General features: G+C 70.3%; 21 protein-coding genes. 16 read left to right on the top strand and 5 right to left on the bottom strand.

The genetic code is table 11. The annotated features are described in order from the left end of the window. Positions 1-14 precede the first annotated feature (14 nt). The 3 genes from HUT10_RS28860 to HUT10_RS28850 all read left to right on the top strand — a co-directional run bounded on the left by HUT10_RS28860 (position 15) and on the right by HUT10_RS28850 (position 4,221). Positions 15-1,160: an LLM class flavin-dependent oxidoreductase gene (locus tag HUT10_RS28860; RefSeq protein WP_176174074.1), complete on the top strand. Its 1,146-nt coding sequence runs from the start codon at positions 15-17 to the stop codon at positions 1,158-1,160. 316 nt (positions 1,161-1,476) lie between these two features. Next, positions 1,477-2,736 carry an MFS transporter gene (locus HUT10_RS28855; RefSeq protein ID WP_176174073.1) on the top strand — a complete coding sequence of 420 codons (1,260 nt, stop codon included), beginning with the start codon at positions 1,477-1,479 and terminating at the stop codon, positions 2,734-2,736. Between the two features lie 321 nt (positions 2,737-3,057). Next, positions 3,058-4,221, top strand: coding sequence for a GGDEF domain-containing protein (locus HUT10_RS28850; RefSeq protein WP_217709782.1), 1,164 nt, complete (start codon positions 3,058-3,060; stop codon positions 4,219-4,221). Here the strand turns inward: HUT10_RS28850 and HUT10_RS28845 are convergent, their stop codons facing one another. Beyond that, entirely contained in the window at positions 4,222-4,866 is a 645-nt protein-coding gene (locus tag HUT10_RS28845) for a TetR/AcrR family transcriptional regulator (RefSeq protein WP_176174071.1), read from the bottom strand. It lies immediately after the preceding gene. Between the two features lie 87 nt (positions 4,867-4,953). On the opposite strand from HUT10_RS28845, the gene HUT10_RS28840 reads away from it, so the two are divergent. Further along, positions 4,954-6,177 carry a lipase family protein gene (locus HUT10_RS28840; RefSeq protein WP_176174070.1) on the top strand — a complete coding sequence of 408 codons (1,224 nt, stop codon included), beginning with the start codon at positions 4,954-4,956 and terminating at the stop codon, positions 6,175-6,177. A 39-nt stretch (positions 6,178-6,216) separates the two neighbouring features. On the opposite strand, the gene HUT10_RS28835 is transcribed toward HUT10_RS28840, so the two are convergent. Next, positions 6,217-6,627, bottom strand: a complete 411-nt coding sequence (locus HUT10_RS28835) for a DUF3151 domain-containing protein (RefSeq protein WP_176174069.1) — start codon at positions 6,625-6,627, stop codon at positions 6,217-6,219. Positions 6,628-6,912: 285 nt separating this feature from the next. Here HUT10_RS28835 and HUT10_RS28830 point away from each other — a divergent pair, with 285 nt between their 5' ends. Genes HUT10_RS28830 through HUT10_RS28820 form a run of 3 tightly spaced genes read left to right on the top strand, consistent with a single transcriptional unit; the run spans position 6,913 to position 8,783 of the window. After that, positions 6,913-8,085, top strand: a complete 1,173-nt coding sequence (locus tag HUT10_RS28830; RefSeq protein WP_176174068.1) for a hypothetical protein — start codon at positions 6,913-6,915, stop codon at positions 8,083-8,085. Positions 8,086-8,107: 22 nt separating this feature from the next. Next, a complete protein-coding gene (locus HUT10_RS28825; RefSeq protein WP_176174067.1) occupies positions 8,108-8,386 on the top strand; it encodes a type II toxin-antitoxin system Phd/YefM family antitoxin in 279 nt (92 codons plus the stop codon). Beyond that, on the top strand, positions 8,379-8,783 hold the full coding sequence (locus HUT10_RS28820) for a type II toxin-antitoxin system VapC family toxin (RefSeq protein ID WP_176174066.1): 405 nt from the start codon (positions 8,379-8,381) through the stop codon (positions 8,781-8,783). Before HUT10_RS28825 ends, HUT10_RS28820 begins: the two co-directional genes overlap by 8 nt. Positions 8,784-8,835: 52 nt before the next feature. Here HUT10_RS28820 and fbaA read toward each other — a convergent pair whose 3' ends face one another. Both fbaA and HUT10_RS28810 read right to left on the bottom strand, forming a co-directional pair. Then, on the bottom strand, positions 8,836-9,867 hold the full coding sequence (fbaA, locus tag HUT10_RS28815; RefSeq protein WP_176174065.1) for a class II fructose-bisphosphate aldolase: 1,032 nt from the start codon (positions 9,865-9,867) through the stop codon (positions 8,836-8,838). A 153-nt stretch (positions 9,868-10,020) separates the two neighbouring features. Beyond that, positions 10,021-10,842: an LLM class F420-dependent oxidoreductase gene (locus HUT10_RS28810; protein ID WP_176174064.1), complete on the bottom strand. Its 822-nt coding sequence runs from the start codon at positions 10,840-10,842 to the stop codon at positions 10,021-10,023. 62 nt (positions 10,843-10,904) lie between these two features. Between HUT10_RS28810 and HUT10_RS28805 the strand changes: the two genes are divergently transcribed. The 6 genes from HUT10_RS28805 (at position 10,905) to HUT10_RS28780 (ending at position 16,678) form a co-directional block, all read left to right on the top strand. Next, entirely contained in the window at positions 10,905-11,819 is a 915-nt protein-coding gene (locus HUT10_RS28805; protein WP_176174063.1) for an aldo/keto reductase, read from the top strand. Between the two features lie 71 nt (positions 11,820-11,890). After that, complete coding sequence (locus HUT10_RS28800; protein ID WP_176174062.1) at positions 11,891-12,802, top strand: SDR family oxidoreductase; 912 nt, start codon at positions 11,891-11,893, stop codon at positions 12,800-12,802. 2 nt (positions 12,803-12,804) lie between these two features. Then, positions 12,805-13,278, top strand: coding sequence for a pyridoxamine 5'-phosphate oxidase family protein (locus tag HUT10_RS28795; RefSeq protein WP_176174061.1), 474 nt, complete (start codon positions 12,805-12,807; stop codon positions 13,276-13,278). Positions 13,279-13,359: 81 nt separating this feature from the next. After that, positions 13,360-14,832: an NAD(P)/FAD-dependent oxidoreductase gene (locus HUT10_RS28790; protein ID WP_176174060.1), complete on the top strand. Its 1,473-nt coding sequence runs from the start codon at positions 13,360-13,362 to the stop codon at positions 14,830-14,832. After that, complete coding sequence (locus HUT10_RS28785) at positions 14,829-15,686, top strand: metal-dependent hydrolase (RefSeq protein ID WP_176174059.1); 858 nt, start codon at positions 14,829-14,831, stop codon at positions 15,684-15,686. The genes HUT10_RS28790 and HUT10_RS28785 overlap by 4 nt, the downstream gene beginning before the upstream one ends. Next, entirely contained in the window at positions 15,683-16,678 is a 996-nt protein-coding gene (locus HUT10_RS28780) for a PDR/VanB family oxidoreductase (protein ID WP_217709650.1), read from the top strand. The genes HUT10_RS28785 and HUT10_RS28780 overlap by 4 nt, the downstream gene beginning before the upstream one ends. Here HUT10_RS28780 and HUT10_RS28775 read toward each other — a convergent pair. Next, a complete protein-coding gene (locus HUT10_RS28775) occupies positions 16,673-16,957 on the bottom strand; it encodes a YciI family protein (protein WP_176174058.1) in 285 nt (94 codons plus the stop codon). The genes HUT10_RS28780 and HUT10_RS28775 overlap by 6 nt on opposite strands. 201 nt (positions 16,958-17,158) lie before the next feature. Between HUT10_RS28775 and HUT10_RS28770 the strand changes: the two genes are divergently transcribed. From HUT10_RS28770 to HUT10_RS28760, 3 genes are all read left to right on the top strand, one after another. Beyond that, the gene (locus tag HUT10_RS28770) at positions 17,159-17,731 is read left to right on the top strand and encodes an RNA polymerase sigma factor (protein WP_163046624.1); all 573 of its coding nucleotides are present in this window, start codon (positions 17,159-17,161) and stop codon (positions 17,729-17,731) included. A gap of 91 nt (positions 17,732-17,822) precedes the next feature. After that, complete coding sequence (nagA, locus tag HUT10_RS28765; RefSeq protein WP_176178062.1) at positions 17,823-18,974, top strand: N-acetylglucosamine-6-phosphate deacetylase; 1,152 nt, start codon at positions 17,823-17,825, stop codon at positions 18,972-18,974. Positions 18,975-19,055: 81 nt separating this feature from the next. Beyond that, positions 19,056-19,430 (top strand): hypothetical protein, encoded by a 375-nt coding sequence (locus HUT10_RS28760; protein WP_176174057.1) that lies wholly within the window; start codon positions 19,056-19,058, stop codon positions 19,428-19,430. Positions 19,431-19,471 lie beyond the last annotated feature (41 nt).

Genomic DNA, 19,471 nt, shown 5'->3' with positions numbered 1-19,471 from the left:
AGAAGGTGGGCGGCATGCCGGTGGAGTTCCTGGGCATCGGGGGCACGCACGACGGTGCGGAGACGCACGCGCGCTCCGGCGGGGTGTTCGACAAGGAGTACACGCTGCGCCTGGCCCGCGCGCACGAGGACTTCGGGTGGGACCGGGTGCTGTTCGCCTACGGCTCGGGCTCGCCCGACCCCGCGCAGGCGGCCGCGTACGTCGCCACGAAGCTCGACAAGCTGCAGATCCTGCTCGCCCACCGCGCGAACGTCTCGTACCCGACGTTCGCCGCGAAAACGTTCGCCACGCTGGACCAGATCTCCGACGGCCGGCTGACCGTGCACTTCATCACCGGGGGCAACGACCACGAGCAGCAGCGCGAAGGCGACTACCTGACGAAGGACCAGCGCTACGGGCGTACCCGCGAGGCCATCCAGATCATCAAGAAGGCCTGGACCTCGGACGAGCCCTTCGACTTCGAAGGCGAGTACTACCGCTTCGCCGACTACGTCAGCGACGTCAAGCCCGTGCAGCAGCCGCGGCCGAACGTCTCCTTCGGCGGCTCGTCGCCCGCCGCGTACGCCGCCGGGGGCGCCGAAGCGGACATCTACTGCCTCTGGGGTGAGCCGCTGGCGCAGACCGCCGAGCAGATCGAGTCGGTCAAAGCCGCCGCGGCGGCCGCCGGCCGCACCGACGTGCCGCGGATCCAGGTCGCCTTCCGGCCCATCATCGCGCCGACCGAGGAGCTGGCCTGGGAGAAGGCGTACGCCACGGTCGGGGCGATCAAGGACCGCACCAAGGGTGGGCAGCCGCTGACCCGGCGGCACAAGCTCACCGAACCCGAGAACACCGGCTCGCAGCGGCTGCTGGAGATCGCGGCGAGCGGCGAGCGGTTCGACCGCGCGCTGTGGACGCCGACCGCGGCCGCGACCGGCGGCGCCGGCAACTCGAACGCGCTGGTCGGGACGCCGGAGACGGTCGCGCAGGCCCTGCTCGACTACTACGACCTCGGCGTGGAGATCCTCTCCGCCCGCGGTTACGACATGCTCGGCGACACGATCGACTTCGGCCGGTACGTCATCCCGATCGTCCGCGAAGAGGTCGCCAAGCGCGACGCCCGCCGTGCCGCGGAGGCCGTCCGGGCGCCCGCGGAGGACGCCTTGGCCGTCGACGGCTGACCTCGCGTTTCCCCGGTAGCCACCTCGCGCACGCGAGGTGGCTACTTTTGCCTCTGGCGACCGACCAACGGGTACGGAATGATCCTTTGGTGACTCCTGAGCCATCGGTCAGACACTGCGGGCTATCGTCTGACCCGTTCGGGAAAGCTCCGTGACACCTTCGATACCGGCGAAAGAACCTAGAGATTTACCAACAGTCACGGGACACTGGCTGAGGTAACTCACGTACCGTGACTGCCTCATGACCGGCTGGTCGTGTCGTCACCAGTGGTCATGGTGCCGGGCACGGTATGCACAAGAGGTCGGGAGAAAACGCATGGCAGCACCGCCGGATCGCGTCACGTTCCGCGAGGTGTTCGGGATCGCCGAGTTCCGGGCGCTGTGGTTCGGCGAACTGCTCTCGATCGCCGGCGACCAGCTGGCCAGGGTCGCGCTGTCCATCCTCGTGTTCACCGGGACGAACTCCGCGACGCTCACCGGCCTCACCTACGCGCTGACGTACGCGCCGTCGCTGCTCGGCGGCATCTTCCTGACCGGCTTCGCCGACCGCTTCCCGCGCCGCAGCGTGATGGTGCTCGTCGACCTGCTGCGGGCCGCCCTGATCCTGCTGGTCGCCCTGCCCGGCATGCCGTTCTGGCTGATGTGCGTGCTGGTCGGCGGCGTCTCCCTGGTCAACCCGCCGTTCAAGGCGTCCCAGCTGGCCCTGCTGCCGCAGGTGCTGGAGGGCGACCGGTTCGTCGTCGGGATGGGCATCCGGAGCATGACCGTGCAGAGCGCCCAGCTGCTCGGCTTCGCCGGCGGCGGGGCCCTGCTGATCGCCCTCGACCCGCACGTCGCGCTGATCATCGACGCGGCCACCTTCGTGCTGTCGGCCGTCTTCGTCCGCTTCGGCGTCCGCGCCCGGCCGGCCGCGGCCAGCGGCGAGCAGCGCAAGTCCTTCTTCGCGACCCTCGGCGGCGGCGGCCGGACGGCGTTCGCCAGCGGGCCGCTGCGGACGCTGGTGCTGTTCACCTGGCTGATGGGTCTGCTGCCGGTCTACGAGGGCATCGCCGCGCCGTACGTCTCGGCGGCGGGCGGCGGCCCCGAAGCGATCGGCCTGCTGCTCGCGGCCGATCCGATCGGCAGCGTCATCGCGACCTTCGTCTACACGCGCTGGGTGCCCGCCCGGCTACGGCCGAAGCTGATCGGCCCGTTGTCGGCGCTGTGCGCGGTGCCGCTGGTGCTGTGCTTCCTGAACCCCGGCCCGATCTCGTCGATCGTGTTGTTCATCGTCTCGGGCGGCCTGGGGACGGTCTGCCTGCTGCAGGCGACCGCGTCACTGACCCTGGCCGTGCCCGACGAGCAGCGGGCGCAGGTGATGGGCCTGTCCAACACCGGCCTGACCACGATGATGGGCATCAGCCCGCTCATCGGCGGGGTGCTCGCGGATCAGCTGACCCCGCACGGGACGGTCGGGATCTTCGGCCTGGCCGGGATCGTCCTCACCCTGCCGCTGGCGGTGCTGTGGGCCCGGGCGCTGTCGGGCGAGCCGGATCGATGGATCGACAAAGAAGCCGCACGCGCCGAACATGCATGACATGCCCCGCGCGTGGGCTCGACCTGCGCGACCTTGCGGTGCGCTGTGCGGTCACTGTTCTTTGCCGCGCATCGCTGGCCACCTCTCGTTCCGGTGTCAAAGAAAAAGTACACACCGAAAGCCCTTGTGGACAGCAGGCGAACGGTCTGAAACTGTCCGTGAGTACTTTGTCACCGTACAACCACGCAAGGGTCTGGGGGAAAAATGGTCACATCGGGGGAACAGCGCGGCCAAGACTTGATTTCTCGCGTACAGGGGTGGGCACTGTGGACCCGCCCCCGCGACTGGATCATCGCGACGCTGACCGCCATCACGGTCATGCTGAGCTGGACGGCCGTTTCGCTGTTGACCGTGCCGGTCACTGTCGCCCAACTGGGCACGTTTCTGCTGCTCACAGCCCTGGCGGTGGCGCAGACGGAGGTCAGCAGGCGGCTCGAGCGACAGCGCCGAATCCTCAGCAACGGGCCCGACATCTCGATGACTTCGGTGTGGCTGCTGCCCGCCGGCCTGCTGCTTCCGGCCCAGCTGATCGCCGCGCTCGGCGGCGTCCTGTACGTCTACTTGGCGTTCCGTAGTTGGTCCGGCACCCGTCCGGGTGAATTTCACCGCGTGGCCGCGAACGCGACCACGATGATCTTGTCGGCCTTCTCCGCGGGTGTCGTCGGTCACATGACGATCGGCAGCGGGGTCGCGACGGTGACGCTCGCGGCGCTGGCCTTCTTCACGGTCAACACCGCGCTCACCGGCCTCGGCCTCTACCTGGCCGACCCGAAGAACGCCACGCCGGTGTCCTGCCTCGGCAACATGGACGACAACCTGCTCGAGCTGTCCACGTTGTGCGTCGGCGCCCTGCTGGTGATGGTGCTCAACGAAGAGCCGCTGCTGTCCGTGCTGGTCATCCTGCCGCTGTACGTGCTGCAGCGGTCCGTGCTGATCAAGCGGCTGGAGGAGCTGGCCACCACGGACCAGAAGACGCAGCTGCTCAACGCCACCACCTGGCAGGACGGCGCCCTGCGCGAGATTTCGCGCGCGGAGCGGGAGAACGGCAGCTTCGGCGCCATGATGATCGACCTCGACCACTTCAAGCGGATCAACGACACCTACGGGCACCTCGCGGGGGACGACGTGCTCAAGGCGGTCGCCGCCGTGGTCAAGCAGGAGACGAGGGCGCACGACCTGGTCGGCCGGTTCGGCGGCGAGGAGTTCGTCGCGCTGCTGCCGTCGACGTCCAAAGAGGACGCGATCGTGACCGCGGAACGGATCCGGCAACGAGTCAGTGAACTGATCATCAGCACCACGACCAACGAGGGCGCGGCCGTCGACATCCAACGGCAGACGGCGTCCATCGGCGTCGCCGCCTACCCGCTCGACGGCTCGTCCATCGAGGAGGTGATGGCGTCCGCCGACGCGGCCGTGTACGCGGCCAAACACGGCGGGCGCAACCGGGTGGTGGGGTCGGCCGCGGCAGCGTTGGCGGCGGCTTAGCTACCGCAACCGGTCGATGACGTCGCTCGCCTTGGTCTGCAGGCGGGCGACGCCGCCCACGGTGAATTCGGTGAGCAGGTCGATCAGGGCGTCCTGGTCCGGCGGCTCGCCGTCCCAGGTGGCCTGGACCAGTGACTCGGTCATCGCGAAGAAGAGCGTGACCAGCGCGCGGTCCGCGCGGCCGGAGTCGATGCCGTGCGCGGCCCACCGCTTGCGGCTGGCTTCGGCGTAGACGACGGCCAGCCTCTCCCTCAACCGGGTGAGAGCGGGGTCGCCCGCGCGCTCGGCCGCACGGAGCACGCCGTAGCCCTCGGGGTGGTCGGCGACGTAGGTGACCATGTTCGCGTAGTTGGCCCGCGCCCAGGCCCGCAGGCCGGGCTGGGTGTCGGCCACCGACGGCCCCGCGATGGCCGTGAAAGCCTTCTCTTCGGTTTCCGCCACGACCTCGGCGAACAGGGTCGCGCGGTCGCCGAACTGCTCGTAGACGGCCTGGCGCGAGACGCCGGCTTCCCGCGCGATCTGCTCGATGGTCGCGCCCTGCATCCCGTGCTGCGCGACGACCCGGGCGGTCGCCTGCACGACCCGGGCGCGCTGCTCCGGAAGCGGGAGCTTGCGCGGTCGCCCGCGCGGGGCCGGGCTTGACATGTGGTCCACCTCACGTGACTCTTTTTCCGACACCTCTGTCTAAAAAGGTGTTCCCCGCGCACTCGACCTGCTCAACGAGGAGCAAGCATGCGTATCTTCCCCCGCCGCGCCCTGTCCGCGGCCGTCGCCACGGTTTCCGCACTGGCTCTGGCGACGCTCGGCCCGCCCCAGGCCTCCGCCGCGTCCTTCTACGACCCGCCGTCACCCCTGCCGGCGGGCCGCAACGGCGATGTCATCCGGCACGAGGCCTCGACGTTCTACATCGATCCGATCCAGCTGATCAAGGCCGACGCGAACGTGCAGCGGATCATGTACCGCAGCACCGACACGCACGGCTCGCCGATCGCCGTCACCGGCACGGTGCTGACGCCGAGGTCGGCGTGGCACGGCGCCGGGGTCCGCCCGATCGTCTCCTACGCCGTCGGCACCCAGGGCGAGGGCGACGACTGCGCGCCCTCGAAAGCGCTTGCTGCCGGGTTCGAGTACGAGGGCCCGTTCATCGCCGGGCTGCTGACCAGGGGTTACGGCGTCGTCGTCACCGACTACGAGGGGCTCGGCACGCCCGGGGACCACACGTACGTCAACCGGGCGTCGGAAGGCCACGCCGTGCTCGACGCCATCCGCGCGGCGCAGCGGCTGCCGGAGGCGGGCCTCCCGGACGACGGCCCGGTCGCGATCGCGGGCTACTCCCAGGGCGGCGGCGCCTCGGCCGCGGCGGCGGAGCTGCAGCCGAGCTACGCACCCGAACTCGACCTGAAGGGTGCGTACGCGGGCGCGGTGCCGGCGAACCTCGCCGAAGTGGCCAAGAACCTCGACGGGCACTACGCGTTCGGGTTCCTGGCGTTCGCGATGGTGAGCATGAACTACGCCTACCCGGAGCTGAACATCCCGGGCCTGCTCAACGCCCGCGGAAAGCAGCTGTTCGAGCAGGTCCGGACGGAGTGCACGGTGGAGGCGGTCGCCGCGCACGCGTTCACGCGCTCGGAGACGCTGACCGCCGACGGGCGGCCGGTGACCGGGTTCCTCGGCGAGGAGCCGTACGCGTCGCGGGTGGCCGAGCAGCGGATCGGGTCGCTGAAGCCGACGGCGCCGGTGCTGATCGTGCACAGCGCGCTCGACGACATCGTGCCCTACGCGCAGGACCGCGACCTGGGCCGGACGTGGTGCGGCAAGGGCGTGAAGGTGCAGTTCAGCACGACGCTGATCCCGACGCACGTGCTCGCCGCGGTGCGGGCGTTCCCGGAGGCGTTCGCCTGGCTCGAAGGCCGGTTCGCCGGTCTCCCCGCGCCGGTCAACTGCGGCTGGTTCTGACCGGCGGGCCCGGGACCGCGCGGTCCCGGGCCCACGGCGTCACTTGAGGCCGGTGGCTTCCGCGGCGGCGGGGTCGGAGTCGGCGAGGAAGGTCCGGCAGCGCTCGAACTCCTCGGTCTCGCCGATCTTCCCGGCGGCCTTGCCGAGCACGGCGAGGGCGCGCAGGAAGCCCTGGTTGGGGCGGTGCGACCACGGGACAGGGCCGAAGCCCTTCCAGCCGGCCCGGCGCAGCTGGTCGAGCCCCCGGTGGTAGCCGGTCCGGGCGTAGGCGTACGCGGCGACGGTCTCGCCGGCGTCCAGCGCCTTCTCGGCGAGCGAGGCCCACGCCTCGCTGTAGTCGGGGTGTTCGGCGGCGACGGTGGCCGGGTCGGTCCCGGCGTCGAGCGCGGCCTGGGCGGCGGTGTGCTCGGGCAGCAGCGTCGGCTCGGGGCCGAGCAGGTTGTGCGTCATGGGGCCATTCTGCCCCTAGAGGAAGAGGCTCCCGAGCACCCCGGCTCCGGCCAGCACCAGGGCGGCGACGAGCACGCCCGCGACAACTCGTTTCGGCATCATGGCGGGACACCATGCCAAGCCGGGTGCACCGGAAGCAAGTCCGCCACCCGTAGGGGTGAACCCCGGGCGCGAAGCGCCTCCGTTGAGGGTGGTGGTGGGGAAGAAGGTCGGGGAACCCCGATTTTCGCGTCGTTTGCCACGGTCTTGGCCCACTCGTGACCATGACCGGCCATGATGTCCGGCATGGCCAAGGCAGTCGACGTCCCGGTGGACGTGATCCCGCGCAGCCCCGTCGCGAAGACGCGGCTGTTCTTCACGCGGCACTGGCACCGCGGCGCCCCCGGGCAGCCGACCCCGGACTGGGTGCTCAGGTTCTGCTACGGCATGTGGCTGACGGCGTTCGCGTTCAAGCTGCTCGGTTCGTCGTGGGACATGTCGTGGCACTTCATGTGGCTGCGCGACGACCTGGCCCCGCCCCACCTGATCAACACCGTGGGCACGGTGATCATCGTGGTGCTGGTGGCGATCCACAGCTACACGGGCCTGGGTGCCGATCGCCGCTCTCTGCGCTTGATGCAGATCGGCCTGCTGGTCTTCCTGGTGGCGGCGCCGCTGGACGTGATCAACCACCGGGTGAACGGCCTGGACCTGACCGCGTGGAGCCCGTCCCACATGATGCTGTACCTGGGCACGGGCATCATGCAGGCGGGCGTCCTGCTGGGCTGGCTGAAGTTTTCTCCGCCGGGCCGCTTCCGGACGGGCGTGCTCCTGGCGCTGTGGGCGTTCTTCCTGGAGAACACGTTCTTCCCGAACGGCCAGCAGGAGTACGGGATCCTCGGGCTGCGCGCGTGGGAGCGCGGCGAGCCGGAGGCGGAGAAGTCCCTGCTGGACTTCGCGGCCAACCAGATCGGCCACCCGGTCGACCGGACGGCGGTGCTGCACTTCACGATGCCGATTCCCTCGTGGGTGTACCCGCTGTGGGGCATCGGCGTGATGGCGTTGATCTTGGTGCTGGCCCGGCGGACGCTGGGCTTCCGCTGGGCGGCTACTTCGGTGGCGCTGGCGTATGTGGCTTACCGGTCGGTGATGTGGCCGCTGTTGCTGGGGCTGGGTTTTCCGGTTTCGACGGTGCCGTTCTACCTGCTGTTCGTGGGGCTGGCGGTGGACCTGGCGTTTTCGCTCGGATCGGGTGTCTTGCAGGCCGGCGCGGGGGCGCTGCTGGTGACGGCGTTCGGGTACGGGGCGTTCTGGATCCAGTCGCAGTTCCGGCCGTGGGTGCTCGGGGACGCCCACACGGAGTCGGCCCCACCGGCGGCGTACTGGACGGCTTTGGTGGTGCTGGGCGGGGTGTTCGCACTCTGGGCGGTGGCCGGACCGGCTTCGCAGCGGTGGTCGGCAAAGCGGGTAACCGTGTAGCACCCGGTGCTACACTCGGCTGGTGAACGTCATCAGCCAGCGCGAGTTCCGGAACAACTCGGCCGCGATCATGGACGCGGTCGAAGCCGGCGAGACGTACCACGTCACCCGCAACGGCGTGGAGATCGCCGAACTGCGGCCCTTGTCGCGCCGGAAGCGATTCACCGCGGCAGAACTGGTCGAGCGGCACAAGCGACTGCCGAGAGTCGATGCCGCGGAGCTGCGGCGGGATGCCGAAGCGTTCTTCGGCGACGATCGCCTCGGGGATGACGACAACCCGTGGGAGCGCAAGCGTGGCTGAACGCCACGCCGCCGGCGTGCTCGACACCTGCACCTACATCGAGCTCGGCTCGCTGGACCCGGAACGGCTTCCGGAGTTCCCGGAGATCACCGCGGTCACCATGGCCGAGCTGCACCAGGGCGTCGTCATGACGGCGGACGCGGCCACGAAGGCGCTCCGGAACGAGCAGCTGGGCGCCGCCATCGTCGAATTCACGCCGTTGCCGTTCGACGGCGAAGCCGCCGCGCGATACGGCACGCTGGTTGCGCTGACCATCGCCGCGGGCCGGTCACCACGGCCGCGCCGGATGGACCTGATGATCGCCGCCATCGCCTCCGTGCACGGTTTGCCGCTGTACACCCGGAACGCGAAGGACTTCCGCGGCCTCGAGAACCTGCTCGAAGTCGTCGAAGTCTGAACACGACGAGGGCCGCCACGGAACACCGTGGCGGCCCTTCGCGCGAAAAGACCTACTTGAGCTTCGTCCCCGCCGAGCCCAGAGCCTGGCAGGCCTCGACGACCCGAGCCGCCATCCCGGCCTCAGCCGCCTTCAGGTACGAGCGCGGGTCGTACACCTTCTTGTTCCCGACCTCGCCGTCGATCTTCAGGACGCCGTCGTAGTTCTTGAAGAAGTGGTCCACGATCGGGCGAGTGAACGCGTACTGCGTGTCCGTGTCCACGTTCATCTTCACCACGCCGTACGAAACCGCCTCGCGGATCTCCTCCGGGAGCGAACCCGAGCCGCCGTGGAAGACCAGCTCGAAGGGCTTGGCGCCGCTGTCCAGGCCGAGCTTCTTCGCCGCCGCCTCCTGGCCGCCCTTCAGGACGTCCGGGCGGAGCTTCACGTTGCCCGGCTTGTACACGCCGTGGACGTTGCCGAACGTCGCCGCCAGCAGGTAGCGGCCCTTCTCGCCGGCTCCCAGCGCGTCGATCGTCTTCAGGAAGTCGCCTTCGGCCGTGTACAGCTTCTCGTTGATCTCCGCCTCGACGCCGTCCTCTTCGCCGCCGACGACGCCGATCTCGACCTCGAGGATGATCTTCGCGGCCGCCGTCTTGGCCAGCAGCTCCGCGGCGATCTCGAGGTTCTCGTCGAGGTCGATCGCCGAGCCGTCCCACATGTGGGACTGGAACAGCGGGTTCTGGCCGTTCTTCACGCGCTCGGCCGAGATCTCGATCAGCGGGCGGACGAAGCCGTCCAGCTTGTCCTTCGGGCAGTGGTCGGTGTGCAGCGCGACGTTCACGTCGTACTTCGCCGCGACGACCTGCGCGAACTCCGCCAGCGCGGTCGCGCCGGTCACCATGTCCTTGACCTTCTGGCCGGACGCGAACTCCGCACCACCGGTGGAGAACTGGATGATGCCGTCGCTCTCCGCCTCGGCGAAGCCGCGGATGGCGGCGTTCACGGTCTCGGACGAGGTCACGTTGATGGCCGGGTAGGCGAACTCGTTCGCCTTGGCCCGGTCGAGCATCTCCGCGTAGACCTCGGGGGTGGCGATGGGCATCGTTGACTCCTCCTTGGCACAGGGTGGTCCCGACCGCATCGTACGAGGTGCACCGCCGACGCACACCGGTCCCCGGGGAGAAACTTCTCCGCACGTGGAATCGGTTCAGAAGGAGGAGCCCGGCCGCCGGGCGCGCCGGCGGCCGGACGGACGTCACAGCAGCTCGGCCGCCAGCGCACGGTAGGCGGGCCACGGGTCCTCGTTCAGGACCTGGATGTTCACGTGGTCCGCGCCGGCCTCGAAGTGCTCGCGCAGGCCCGCCGCGATCGTCTCGGCGTCACCGTGCAGGACCAGCGCGTCGACCAGGCGGTCGCTGCCTTCGCCCGCGAGGTCGTCGTCGGTGAAGCCGAGTTTCCGCAGGTTGGCGACGTAGTTCGACAGCCCGAGGTAGAACTTGACGGTGGTGCGGCCGATCGCCCTGGCCTCGGCCGCGTCGGTGCCGAGGACCACCTTGTGCTCCGGGGCCAGCAGCTTGCCGTCACCGAGGATTTCCCGCGCCTCGCGCGTGTGCTGCGGCGTCACCAGGTACGGGTGCGCGCCCGCCGTGCGGTCGCCGGACAGCCGGACCACCTTCGGGCCCAGTGCGGCCAGCGCGCGGCCCGCCACCGGGACGCCCGCCGCGTCCAGGCCGTCCAGGTACTCGACGATCGCCGCGTAGGGCTTCTTGAACTCCTGCGTGTGCTCGGGGTGGCCGGCGCCGACGCCGAGCAGGAAGCGGTCCGGGTACTTCCCGGCGATGCGCTCGTACGCCTTCGCGATCGACGCCGGTTCGTCCTGCCAGATGTTCACGATGCCGGTCGCGACGACCAGGGAGTCCGTCGCGCCGAGCAGGTCGTCGACGTACTCGAGGTCGCCGCCGGGTGAACCGCCCAACCAGATCGCGCCGTAGCCGAGCTTCTCCGCCTCCGCCGCGAAGTCCGCGTCGACGCCCGAGTAGTGCCGCCAGATTCCGAGCTTGCCCAGTTCGATAGCCATGGAACACTCCAACGCGTGAGACGCCGGTTTTCCTCCCGGAACCGGCAACTAATGTCGGAACCATGACCAAGCTGGGCAACACCGACCTCGACGTGTACGGCCTCAACCTCGGGTGCAACGTTTTCGGTTGGACGGCCGACGAGCCGCAGTCCTTCGCCGTCCTCGACGCCTACACCGCGGCCGGCGGCAACTTCCTGGACAGCGCCGACCTCTACGGCGGCGGCGGTGGCTCGGAAACCATCATCGGCAACTGGCTGGCCGCGCGCGGCCGGCGCGACGACGTCGTCGTCGCCACCAAGGTCGGGATGTGGGACGACCGGCCCGGCCTGTCCGCGAAGAACATCCAGGCCGCGGCGGAGGACTCGCTGCGCCGCCTGCGGACCGACCACATCGACCTCTACTACGCCCACCGCGACGACCCGGACACCCCGCTCGAGGAGACGCTGGCAGCGTTCGACGCGCTGGTCCGCGCGGGCAAGGTCCGCTACCTCGGCGCGTCGAACTACACCGCCGAGCGGCTCGCCGCCGCACTGTCCATTTCGGACCAGAACGGGCTCGCGCGGTTCGCCGTGCTGCAGCCGCACTACAACCTGGTCGAGCGGGACTACGAGCACGACCTCGCACCCCTCGTCGCGCGCGAGGGCCTCGCGACGCTGCCGTACTTCGCCCTCGCGAAGGGTTTTCTCACCGGCAAGTACCGCTCGAAGGACGAGCTCGGCGACAGCCCGCGCGCCGCCCGCGCCGCGTCCTATTTGGACGGAAACGGCGAGCGCGTGCTCGCCGCGCTGGACGAACTCGCCCAGGCCCACGGTGTTTCCGTCGCCACGGTCGCGCTCGCGTGGCTGCGGCAGCAGCCGACGGTCGCCGCCCCGATCGCCAGCGCCCGGACGCCCGAGCAGCTCACCGACCTGGTCGCGTCGGTCTCGCTCGAGCTCACCGGATCGGAGCTCACCGCACTGAGCGAGGCCGCGGCCTGAACATACTCATGGGTAGCTTACTGCGGGTAAGGTGAGGTACGGTGCCCTCAAGTGACGTCTAGGAGGGCACCGTGGCCAACCCGTTTTCGCTGCTGAGCGGCACCAAGAAGGTCGACGGCAAGGTCGTGCTGATCACCGGCGCGGCCCGCGGCATCGGCGCCGGGCTGGCCGAGCGGCTGGCCGCCCGCGGCGCCAAGGTCGCCCTCGTCGGCCTCGAAGCCGACGAGCAGCAGAAGGTCGCCGACCGGATCGGGCCCAACGCCCACGCCTGGGAAGCCGACGTCACCAGCTGGGACGCCCTCGAGCAGGCCACCAAGGGGGTCGTCGAGCACTTCGGCGGGATCGACATCGTCATCGCGAACGCCGGCATCGCGACCGCGGGCTTCGTCCGCTCGGTCGACCGGGCCGCGTTCGAGAAGGTCATCGAGGTCGACCTGCTCGGTGTCTGGCGCACGTTCCGCGTCACGCTCCCGCACGTCATCGAGCGCAAGGGCTACCTGCTCGCCATCTCCAGCCTCGCCGCCATCACGCACGCGCCGGGCATGGCCAACTACGCCGCCGCCAAGGCCGGCGTCGAGGCCTTCTCGAACAGCCTCCGCGCCGAGGTCGCCCACCTGGGCGTCAAGGTCGGCGTCGCGCACCCGACGTGGATCCGCACCGACCTGGTCGAGAGCGCCGACGCGCACCCGGTGTTCGGTAAGCTCCGCGCGTCGATGCCGGGCCTGATCGGCAAGACCTACCCGCTGGACGTCGCGCTGGACGACCTCGAAGCCGGCATCCTCAAGCGCGCCCGGACCATCCACGTGCCGCGCTGGGTCGGCGGGCTCAAGCTGCTCCGCGCGTTCCTGCCGCCGGTGATCGAAATCGGCTCCCGCAGCCGGGTACCGTCGGCGGACAAGGCCGCGCTCGCCGACATCGAGGCCCGCGGTTCGTTCGAGTCGGCGGTCACCGGCCACGGCGGCCGGGCTGCCACCAAGGGGTGAAGATGTCCCGTCGCGACCAGATCAGGATGACCGAGGACGAGGTCCGCGCGTACCTCGCGGAGCAGAAGGTCATCAACGTCGCCAGCGTCGGCCCGAACGGCCGCCCGCACCTCGCGCCGCTCTGGTACTTCCCGCACGAAGACGGCGTCGCGACCTGGACGTACGGCACGTCCCAGAAGGCTAAGAACTTCCGGCGGCTGCCGGAGGCGACCGTGCTGGTCGAGGACGGCGACAGCTACGAGAAGCTCCGCGGCGTCTCGTTCGAGGCCGACGTCGTGATCGTCGAGGACACCGAAGAGGTCACCCGGATGGGCACCGCGCTGATGCAGCGGTACTCCGGCGCCAAGCCGGGTGACCCGGCGCCCGCCGAACTGCAGGCTTTCATCGCAGGTCAGGCCGCGAAACGCGTCGGGCTGGTGTTCCGGCCGACCAAGGTCGTCAGCTGGGACCACGGCAAGCTCGGCGGGACGTACTGATCGGTAGGCAGTACTTCCAAGTAACTGTTACCTGAGGTAACGTCATCTAGGCAGCCAACTCGACGCAGCGGAGGCCGACAGATGACCGAGCGGTTCAAGGTCGTGATCGTGGGCACCGGGTTCTCCGGGCTCGGCCAGGCGATCCAGCTCGAAAAGGCCGGCATCCGGGACTACGTGATCCTGGAGAAGGCCACCGAGGTGGGCGGCACCTGGCGCGACAACTCCTACCCCGGGTGCGCGTGCGACGTGCAGTCGCACATGTACTCGTTCTCGTACGAGCAGAACCCGGGCTGGTCGCGGTCGTTCTCGCCGCAGCCGGAGATCTTCGACTACCTCAAGGGTGTCGCGGACAAGTACCGGCTGCGCGAGAAGATCCGTTTCGGCGTCGAGCTGACCGGTGCCCACTGGGACGAGCGGGAGCGCCGCTGGACGGCGACGACCAGGGACGGCCGCGAGTTCGTCGCGCAGTTCCTCGTCTCCGGCGTCGGCGGGCTGCACATCCCGCAGGTCCCCGAGCTGCCCGGGATCGGCAACTTCCAGGGCCAGACCTGGCACTCCGCGCGGTGGAACCACGAGTACGACCTGCGCGGCAAGAAGGTCGCCGTGGTCGGCACCGGCGCCAGTGCCGTCCAGTTCGTCCCGAAGATCGCCCCCGAGGTCGCCGAGCTGACGCTCTTCCAGCGGACACCGCCGTGGATCATGCCGAAGCCCGACCACGCGATGCCGGGCTGGGCGCAGACGCTGTTCAAGCGCGTGCCCGGCACCCAGCGCCTGTACCGCAACGCGCTCTACTGGCTGCTCGAAGCCCGCGCCATCGGCTTCAACGGCCACCCGGCGATCATGAAGGCCGGCGAGCTGATCGCGAAGCGGAACATCGCGAAGGGCATCAAGGACCCGGCGCTGCGCAGGAAGGTCACGCCGGACTACACGATGGGCTGCAAGCGCGTCCTGATCTCCAACGACTACTACCCGGCGCTGGGCCGGCCGAACGTCGACGTCGTCACCGAGGGGATCCGCGAGGTCAAGGCGCACTCGATCGTCGACTCCGCCGGCGTGGAGCACGAGGTCGACGCCATCGTCTACGGCACCGGCTTCAAGGTGACCGACGCGCTGGAGTACCTCACCATCACCGGCGTCGACGGCCGCGACCTCGCCAAGGAGTGGGCGAGCGAGGGCATGCAGACCCACAAGGGGATCACCGTCTCCGGCTTCCCCAACCTGTTCTTCCTGCTCGGGCCGAACACCGCGCTGGGCCACAACTCCGTCGTGTTCATGATCGAGTCGCAGTCGCGGTACGTCGTCGACGCGATCAAGCTCGCCGATTCGCGCGGCGCCGCCGCCCTCGACGTCCGGCCGGGCGTGCAGGACGAGTTCCAGCGCGAGATCCAGGACAAGCTGGTCAAGGGCGTCTGGACGCAGGGCGGCTGCAAGAGCTGGTACCTCGACGCGAAGGGCGTCAACCGGACGATCTGGCCCGGCTTCACCTGGCGCTACTGGCTCGAGACGCGCAAGGTCGACCCGGCCGACTACGAGCTGTCCGGCCGGGCGTCGTGACGTCCCCGGACGAACAGCTCGTCCTGCACGCGCGGGACGTGAAGTTCGACTGGGCGGCGCTGCCGATGCACTGGATCCCCGGCGAGCCGCAGGCCACGCACACCATCAACGTGCTGCACCTGGCGCTGCCCGAGGGCGAGCGCTGGTTCGTCGAGGTGTTCAAGCAGGCGGTGCCGCTGATCCGCGACGAGCGGCTCAAGGAGGACGTCCTCGGCTTCATCGGCCAGGAGGCCGTGCACGCCGAGGCCCACGACGGCGCGGCCGCGCACCTCGAAGTGGCGGGCGTGCCGGTGCGGCCGTTCGTGGCGCAGATGGAGTGGCTGTTCCGGAAGCTGCTGGGCGACCGCGACCTGACCGGGCAGGCCGCCGAAGAGTGGCTGGTCGAGCGGCTGGGGATCATCGCCGCGATCGAGCACTACACGGCGTTCCTCGGCCAGTGGGTGCTCGACGCGCCCCTGGAGGCCGCGGGCGCCGACCCGGTGATGCTGGACCTGCTGCGCTGGCACGGCGCCGAGGAGGTCGAGCACCGGTCGGTGGCGTTCGACCTGTTCGTGCACCTCGACGGGCGGTACGGACGGCGGGTCCGCAGCATGGCGGCGGTGACGCCGGTGCTGGCTTGGGTCTTCGCCCGTGGCACGCGGTACCTGATGCGCCACGACCCGGCCGTGCCCGGCCGCGCGTCGCTGCGGGGCTACCGCCGGGCGGCGAAGCGGGGGCTGCTGCCGTCCGGGCGCGACCTGGTGCGGGAGATCCGGCCCTACTTCCGCCGCGGCTACCACCCGGCGGAGACCGGGAACACCGAGCAGGCCGTGGCCTACCTGGCGAGCTCGCCGGCGGCCCGGGCTGCGGGGTGACCCTCGGGCGCCCCACCCGGCTCGACGGCAGCGGGCGCACCGATCACCTGATGTCCGCTTTGGTCGGTGTGGTGGGCGTTTACCGGCGGTTGTCGCAATTGAGCGGGCAGCGGCGGCCGCCCGTGCGCGCCGTGGACCGCAACCTTTCGCTGGTCGTCGAAAGGATCCGGCCCGAAGCCGATGACGTCGTGAGCCTGCGGCTCGCCGGTGGCGACACCCCGCTGCCGGCCTGGCGCCCGGGCGCGCACATCGACCTGGTGCTGCCGTCCGGCCTGGTCAGGCAGTACTCGCTGTGCGGCGACCCGGACGACCGGACGCACTACCGGATCGCCGTCCGGCGGATCGGCACCGCGTCCGGCGAGGTCCACGCCCTGGCCCCGGGCACCCGCGTCACCGTGCGGGGCCCGCGGACCGCGTTCCCCCTCGTCGGCGCCGGGCCGTTCCTGTTCGTCGCCGGCGGCATCGGGATCACGCCGATCCTGCCGATGGTGCGCCGCTGCGTGGCAGCGGGCGCGGACTGGCGGCTGGTCTACACCGGACGCAGCCGCGGGTCGATGCCGTTCCTCGGCGAGCTGCCGGACGACGACCGCGTGTGGATCCGCCCGGACACCGAGTACGGCATCCCGGCCTCCGGCGCCGAGCTGCTCGAGGGCCTGCCGGAGGGCGCGTCCGTCTACTGCTGCGGCCCGGCGCCGATGATCACCGGCGTCCGCGCCGACCTGGCCCTGACCGCGGCCAAGGCCGTCCACTTCGAACGGTTCGCCCCGCCGCCGATCGTCGCCGGCGAGCCGTTCCGGCTGGTTCTGCGCAGGTCAGGACGCGTCTTGGAGGTGCCGGGCGACCGGAGCGCCCTCGACGTCCTGCTGGCGGCCCGGCCCGGCACGCCGTATTCGTGCCGGCAGGGCTTCTGCGGGACCTGCGCGGTGCCCACGGCCGACGGCGGATCCCTGCGGATCTGCGTCGACCGCGGCCCCGCCGTGCTGGACCTATGACTCCTGGGGCAGCCAGGCGCCGATCACCGGCTTGAACTCGCGGACGGACCGCTCGGCGATGACGCCTTCCAGGAAGTACGGGTCCTGGTCGATCGTCTCCTTGAGGTGCGCCTCGTCGTCGGCCTGGTACAGCGTGACTCCTCCGGTGCCGTCGCCGAGCGGCCCGGCGACCGCGACGCGGCCCTCCGCGGCCAGCTTGCTCAGGAACTCGCGGTGACGCGGCCGGACGTCCGGCATCTTCTCCTGGACGTAGGTGATTTCGACGAGGAACCAGGCCATGTGGATCTCCGGGGTCGGCGCGGGACGGACTGCTCCCGACGCTACCCGTGTCACGGTTCTGTACCAGCATCCGATCTGTGGCACCGGCATCCGAACCCGATAGGCTGGGCGTGCGTCAGTACCTGTGTGAGCGCTGTGAATACCGTGAACCTGCTGACGCGGCACACCGTGCAAACCGGGGTCGAGAACAGGCAGGGGTTCATGCTCGAGGGCAATGCGGAGCGCAGTGTCGAGGCGACCCTCGGCCACCTGCGGGTCATGGACGGTCCGGCTCCGGCGCAGACCGCCGCACCCCTGACCCTCGAAGACCTCTACCGCCAGCACCGCATGCGGCTGGTCCGGCTGGCGATTCTGCTGGTCGACGAGCCCGCGACGGCGGAAGACGTGGTCCAGGAGGCCTTCACCGGCCTGCACCGCAACTGGGGCAGGCTCCGGGACGCCGCGGCCGCGGTCGGCTACCTGCGCACCGCGGTGGTCAACGGGTCGCGCAGCGTGCTGCGCCGCCGCAAGACCGCGCGCGAGTACGTGCCGCCACACGCCGTGAACGCACGCTCCGCGGAGAGCCTCGCGATGCTCTCCAGCGAGCACCAGGCCGTGGTCAGCGCGCTGTCGAAGCTGCCGCCCCGCCAGCGCGAAGTGCTGGTGCTCCGCTACTACGGCGGGCTGAGCGAGGCCGAGATCTCTGAGGCCGCAGGTATTTCCAAGGGTACCGTTAAGTCGACCGCCAGCCGGGCGCTCGAGGCACTCCAGAAGGCCATGCAAGCCCCACAGTGACCCGGGTGGACCATCCCGATCACTGAGTCGTATCACCGTGCTTGGTCCAGACCAATATATGCTGGGGTGCGTGAGAGGCGCCGGAGATTTCGTGATCATGGGCGGCCGGGTCGCTGCCCCGGACCGTGTACTCGACGACGGCTGGGTCGCCGTCACCGACGGGCGGATCGCCGGCGTGGGTTCCGGGACCCCGCCGTCCGGCGAGCACGTGGACGTCGGCGGGGCACTGGTCGTGCCTGGTTTCGTCGACACCCACTGCCACGGCGGGGGAGGTGGCTCGTTCACCTCCCTCGATCCCGAGGAACTCCTGACGGCGGTGCGCGCGCACCGCCGTCACGGCACCACGACCATGCTGGCCAGCCTGGTCTCGGACCCGGTGGACATCCTGCGCGAGCAGGTCGCCGCCCTGCGTGAGCTCGTCCAGGACGGCGAGGTCGCGGGCATCCACCTGGAGGGGCCGTTCATCTCGAAGGCCCGCTGCGGCGCGCACGACCCGGAGACCCTGCTCGAACCGGACACCGGCACGGTCGAGAAGCTGCTGCGCGCGGGCCAGGGCGCGATCCGGATGGTCACCATCGCCCCCGAGCTGCACGGCGGGGTCAAGGCCGTCCGCCAGCTCGCCGAGTCCGGCGTCATCGCGGCCATCGGGCACACCGACGGCGTCGAGGAGCAGCTGCTGCCGGCGATCGACGCGGGCGCGACGGTGGCGACCCACCTGTTCAACGGCATGCGGCCGCTGCACCACCGCGAGCCCGGCCCGATCGGCGCGCTGCTGGACGACGAGCGCATCACCATCGAGCTGATCTGCGACCTGGTCCACCTGCACCCGACGGTCGTGCGCCTGGCGGCGAAGCACGCGGGCCGCAACCGGACGGTCCTGATCACCGACGCGATGTCGGCGACGGACGCGGCGGACGGCCGCTACACGCTGGGCCGCCTCGAGGTCGACGTCCACGACGGCGTCGCCACCCTCGCCGACAACGGTTCGCTGGCCGGCAGCACCCTGACGATGGACACCGCCTTCCGCAATCTGGTCCGGGGTGCGAAACTCGGCATCCTCGACGCGGTGCACGCGACGTCGCAGCGGCCGGCGGAGCTGCTCGGCATCGCGGACCGCACCGGCATGCTGTGCGCCGGGTACCAGGCCGACATCGTGGTCCTCGACCAGGACCTGCGGCCGGCGAAAGTGCTGCGCCGGGGAGAATGGGTCGCCGAGGTGGGAACGGCTACCTTGAGTACGTAGACGTTGCTGAACCCCGGGGCTCCGGGGCAGAGCCCCGGCGGGGGCGTGGGGGCATCCCCCACTTGATGGAGACGGGCGGAGATGAGCGAGCCGAAGGACCCCGAGCAGTTGCTGGCGGACGCCCTTCGCGCGCAAGCCGTCTTCGCACCGCAGGTGTCGCCGTCCGCCACGGGGTCGTCGCCCGCAGTCCCTACTTCGGAACCGGTCACGGACGCGGTCCCGACCAGCGCGATCAACGAGCTGCCGTCGGCGTACGGGCTGCTGTCGGGCGCGAGCGCGGACTCCCTGGAGCGCGAGCGAGCGGCCTTGGACGCGGAGGCGCCGACGACGTTCGCCCCGCGTCCCCCGGAGCCGCCGCGCCAGGCCGCCCAGCTGCCCGCGTACTGGATCCTGATGCTGGCGGTGCTGCTGGGGCTCGCCGCGGGGTCCGTGGTGGGCCTGCTGACGTTGGTCTGAGGCGGGTCTCAGTCACGACTCAGGGTGACCCTGTACCGTTT

This window comes from Amycolatopsis sp. Hca4, from assembly GCF_013364075.1.
In the GTDB taxonomy this organism is placed as follows: Bacteria; Actinomycetota; Actinomycetes; order Mycobacteriales; family Pseudonocardiaceae; genus Amycolatopsis.
This window is presented reverse-complemented; position numbering and strand designations above follow the sequence as displayed.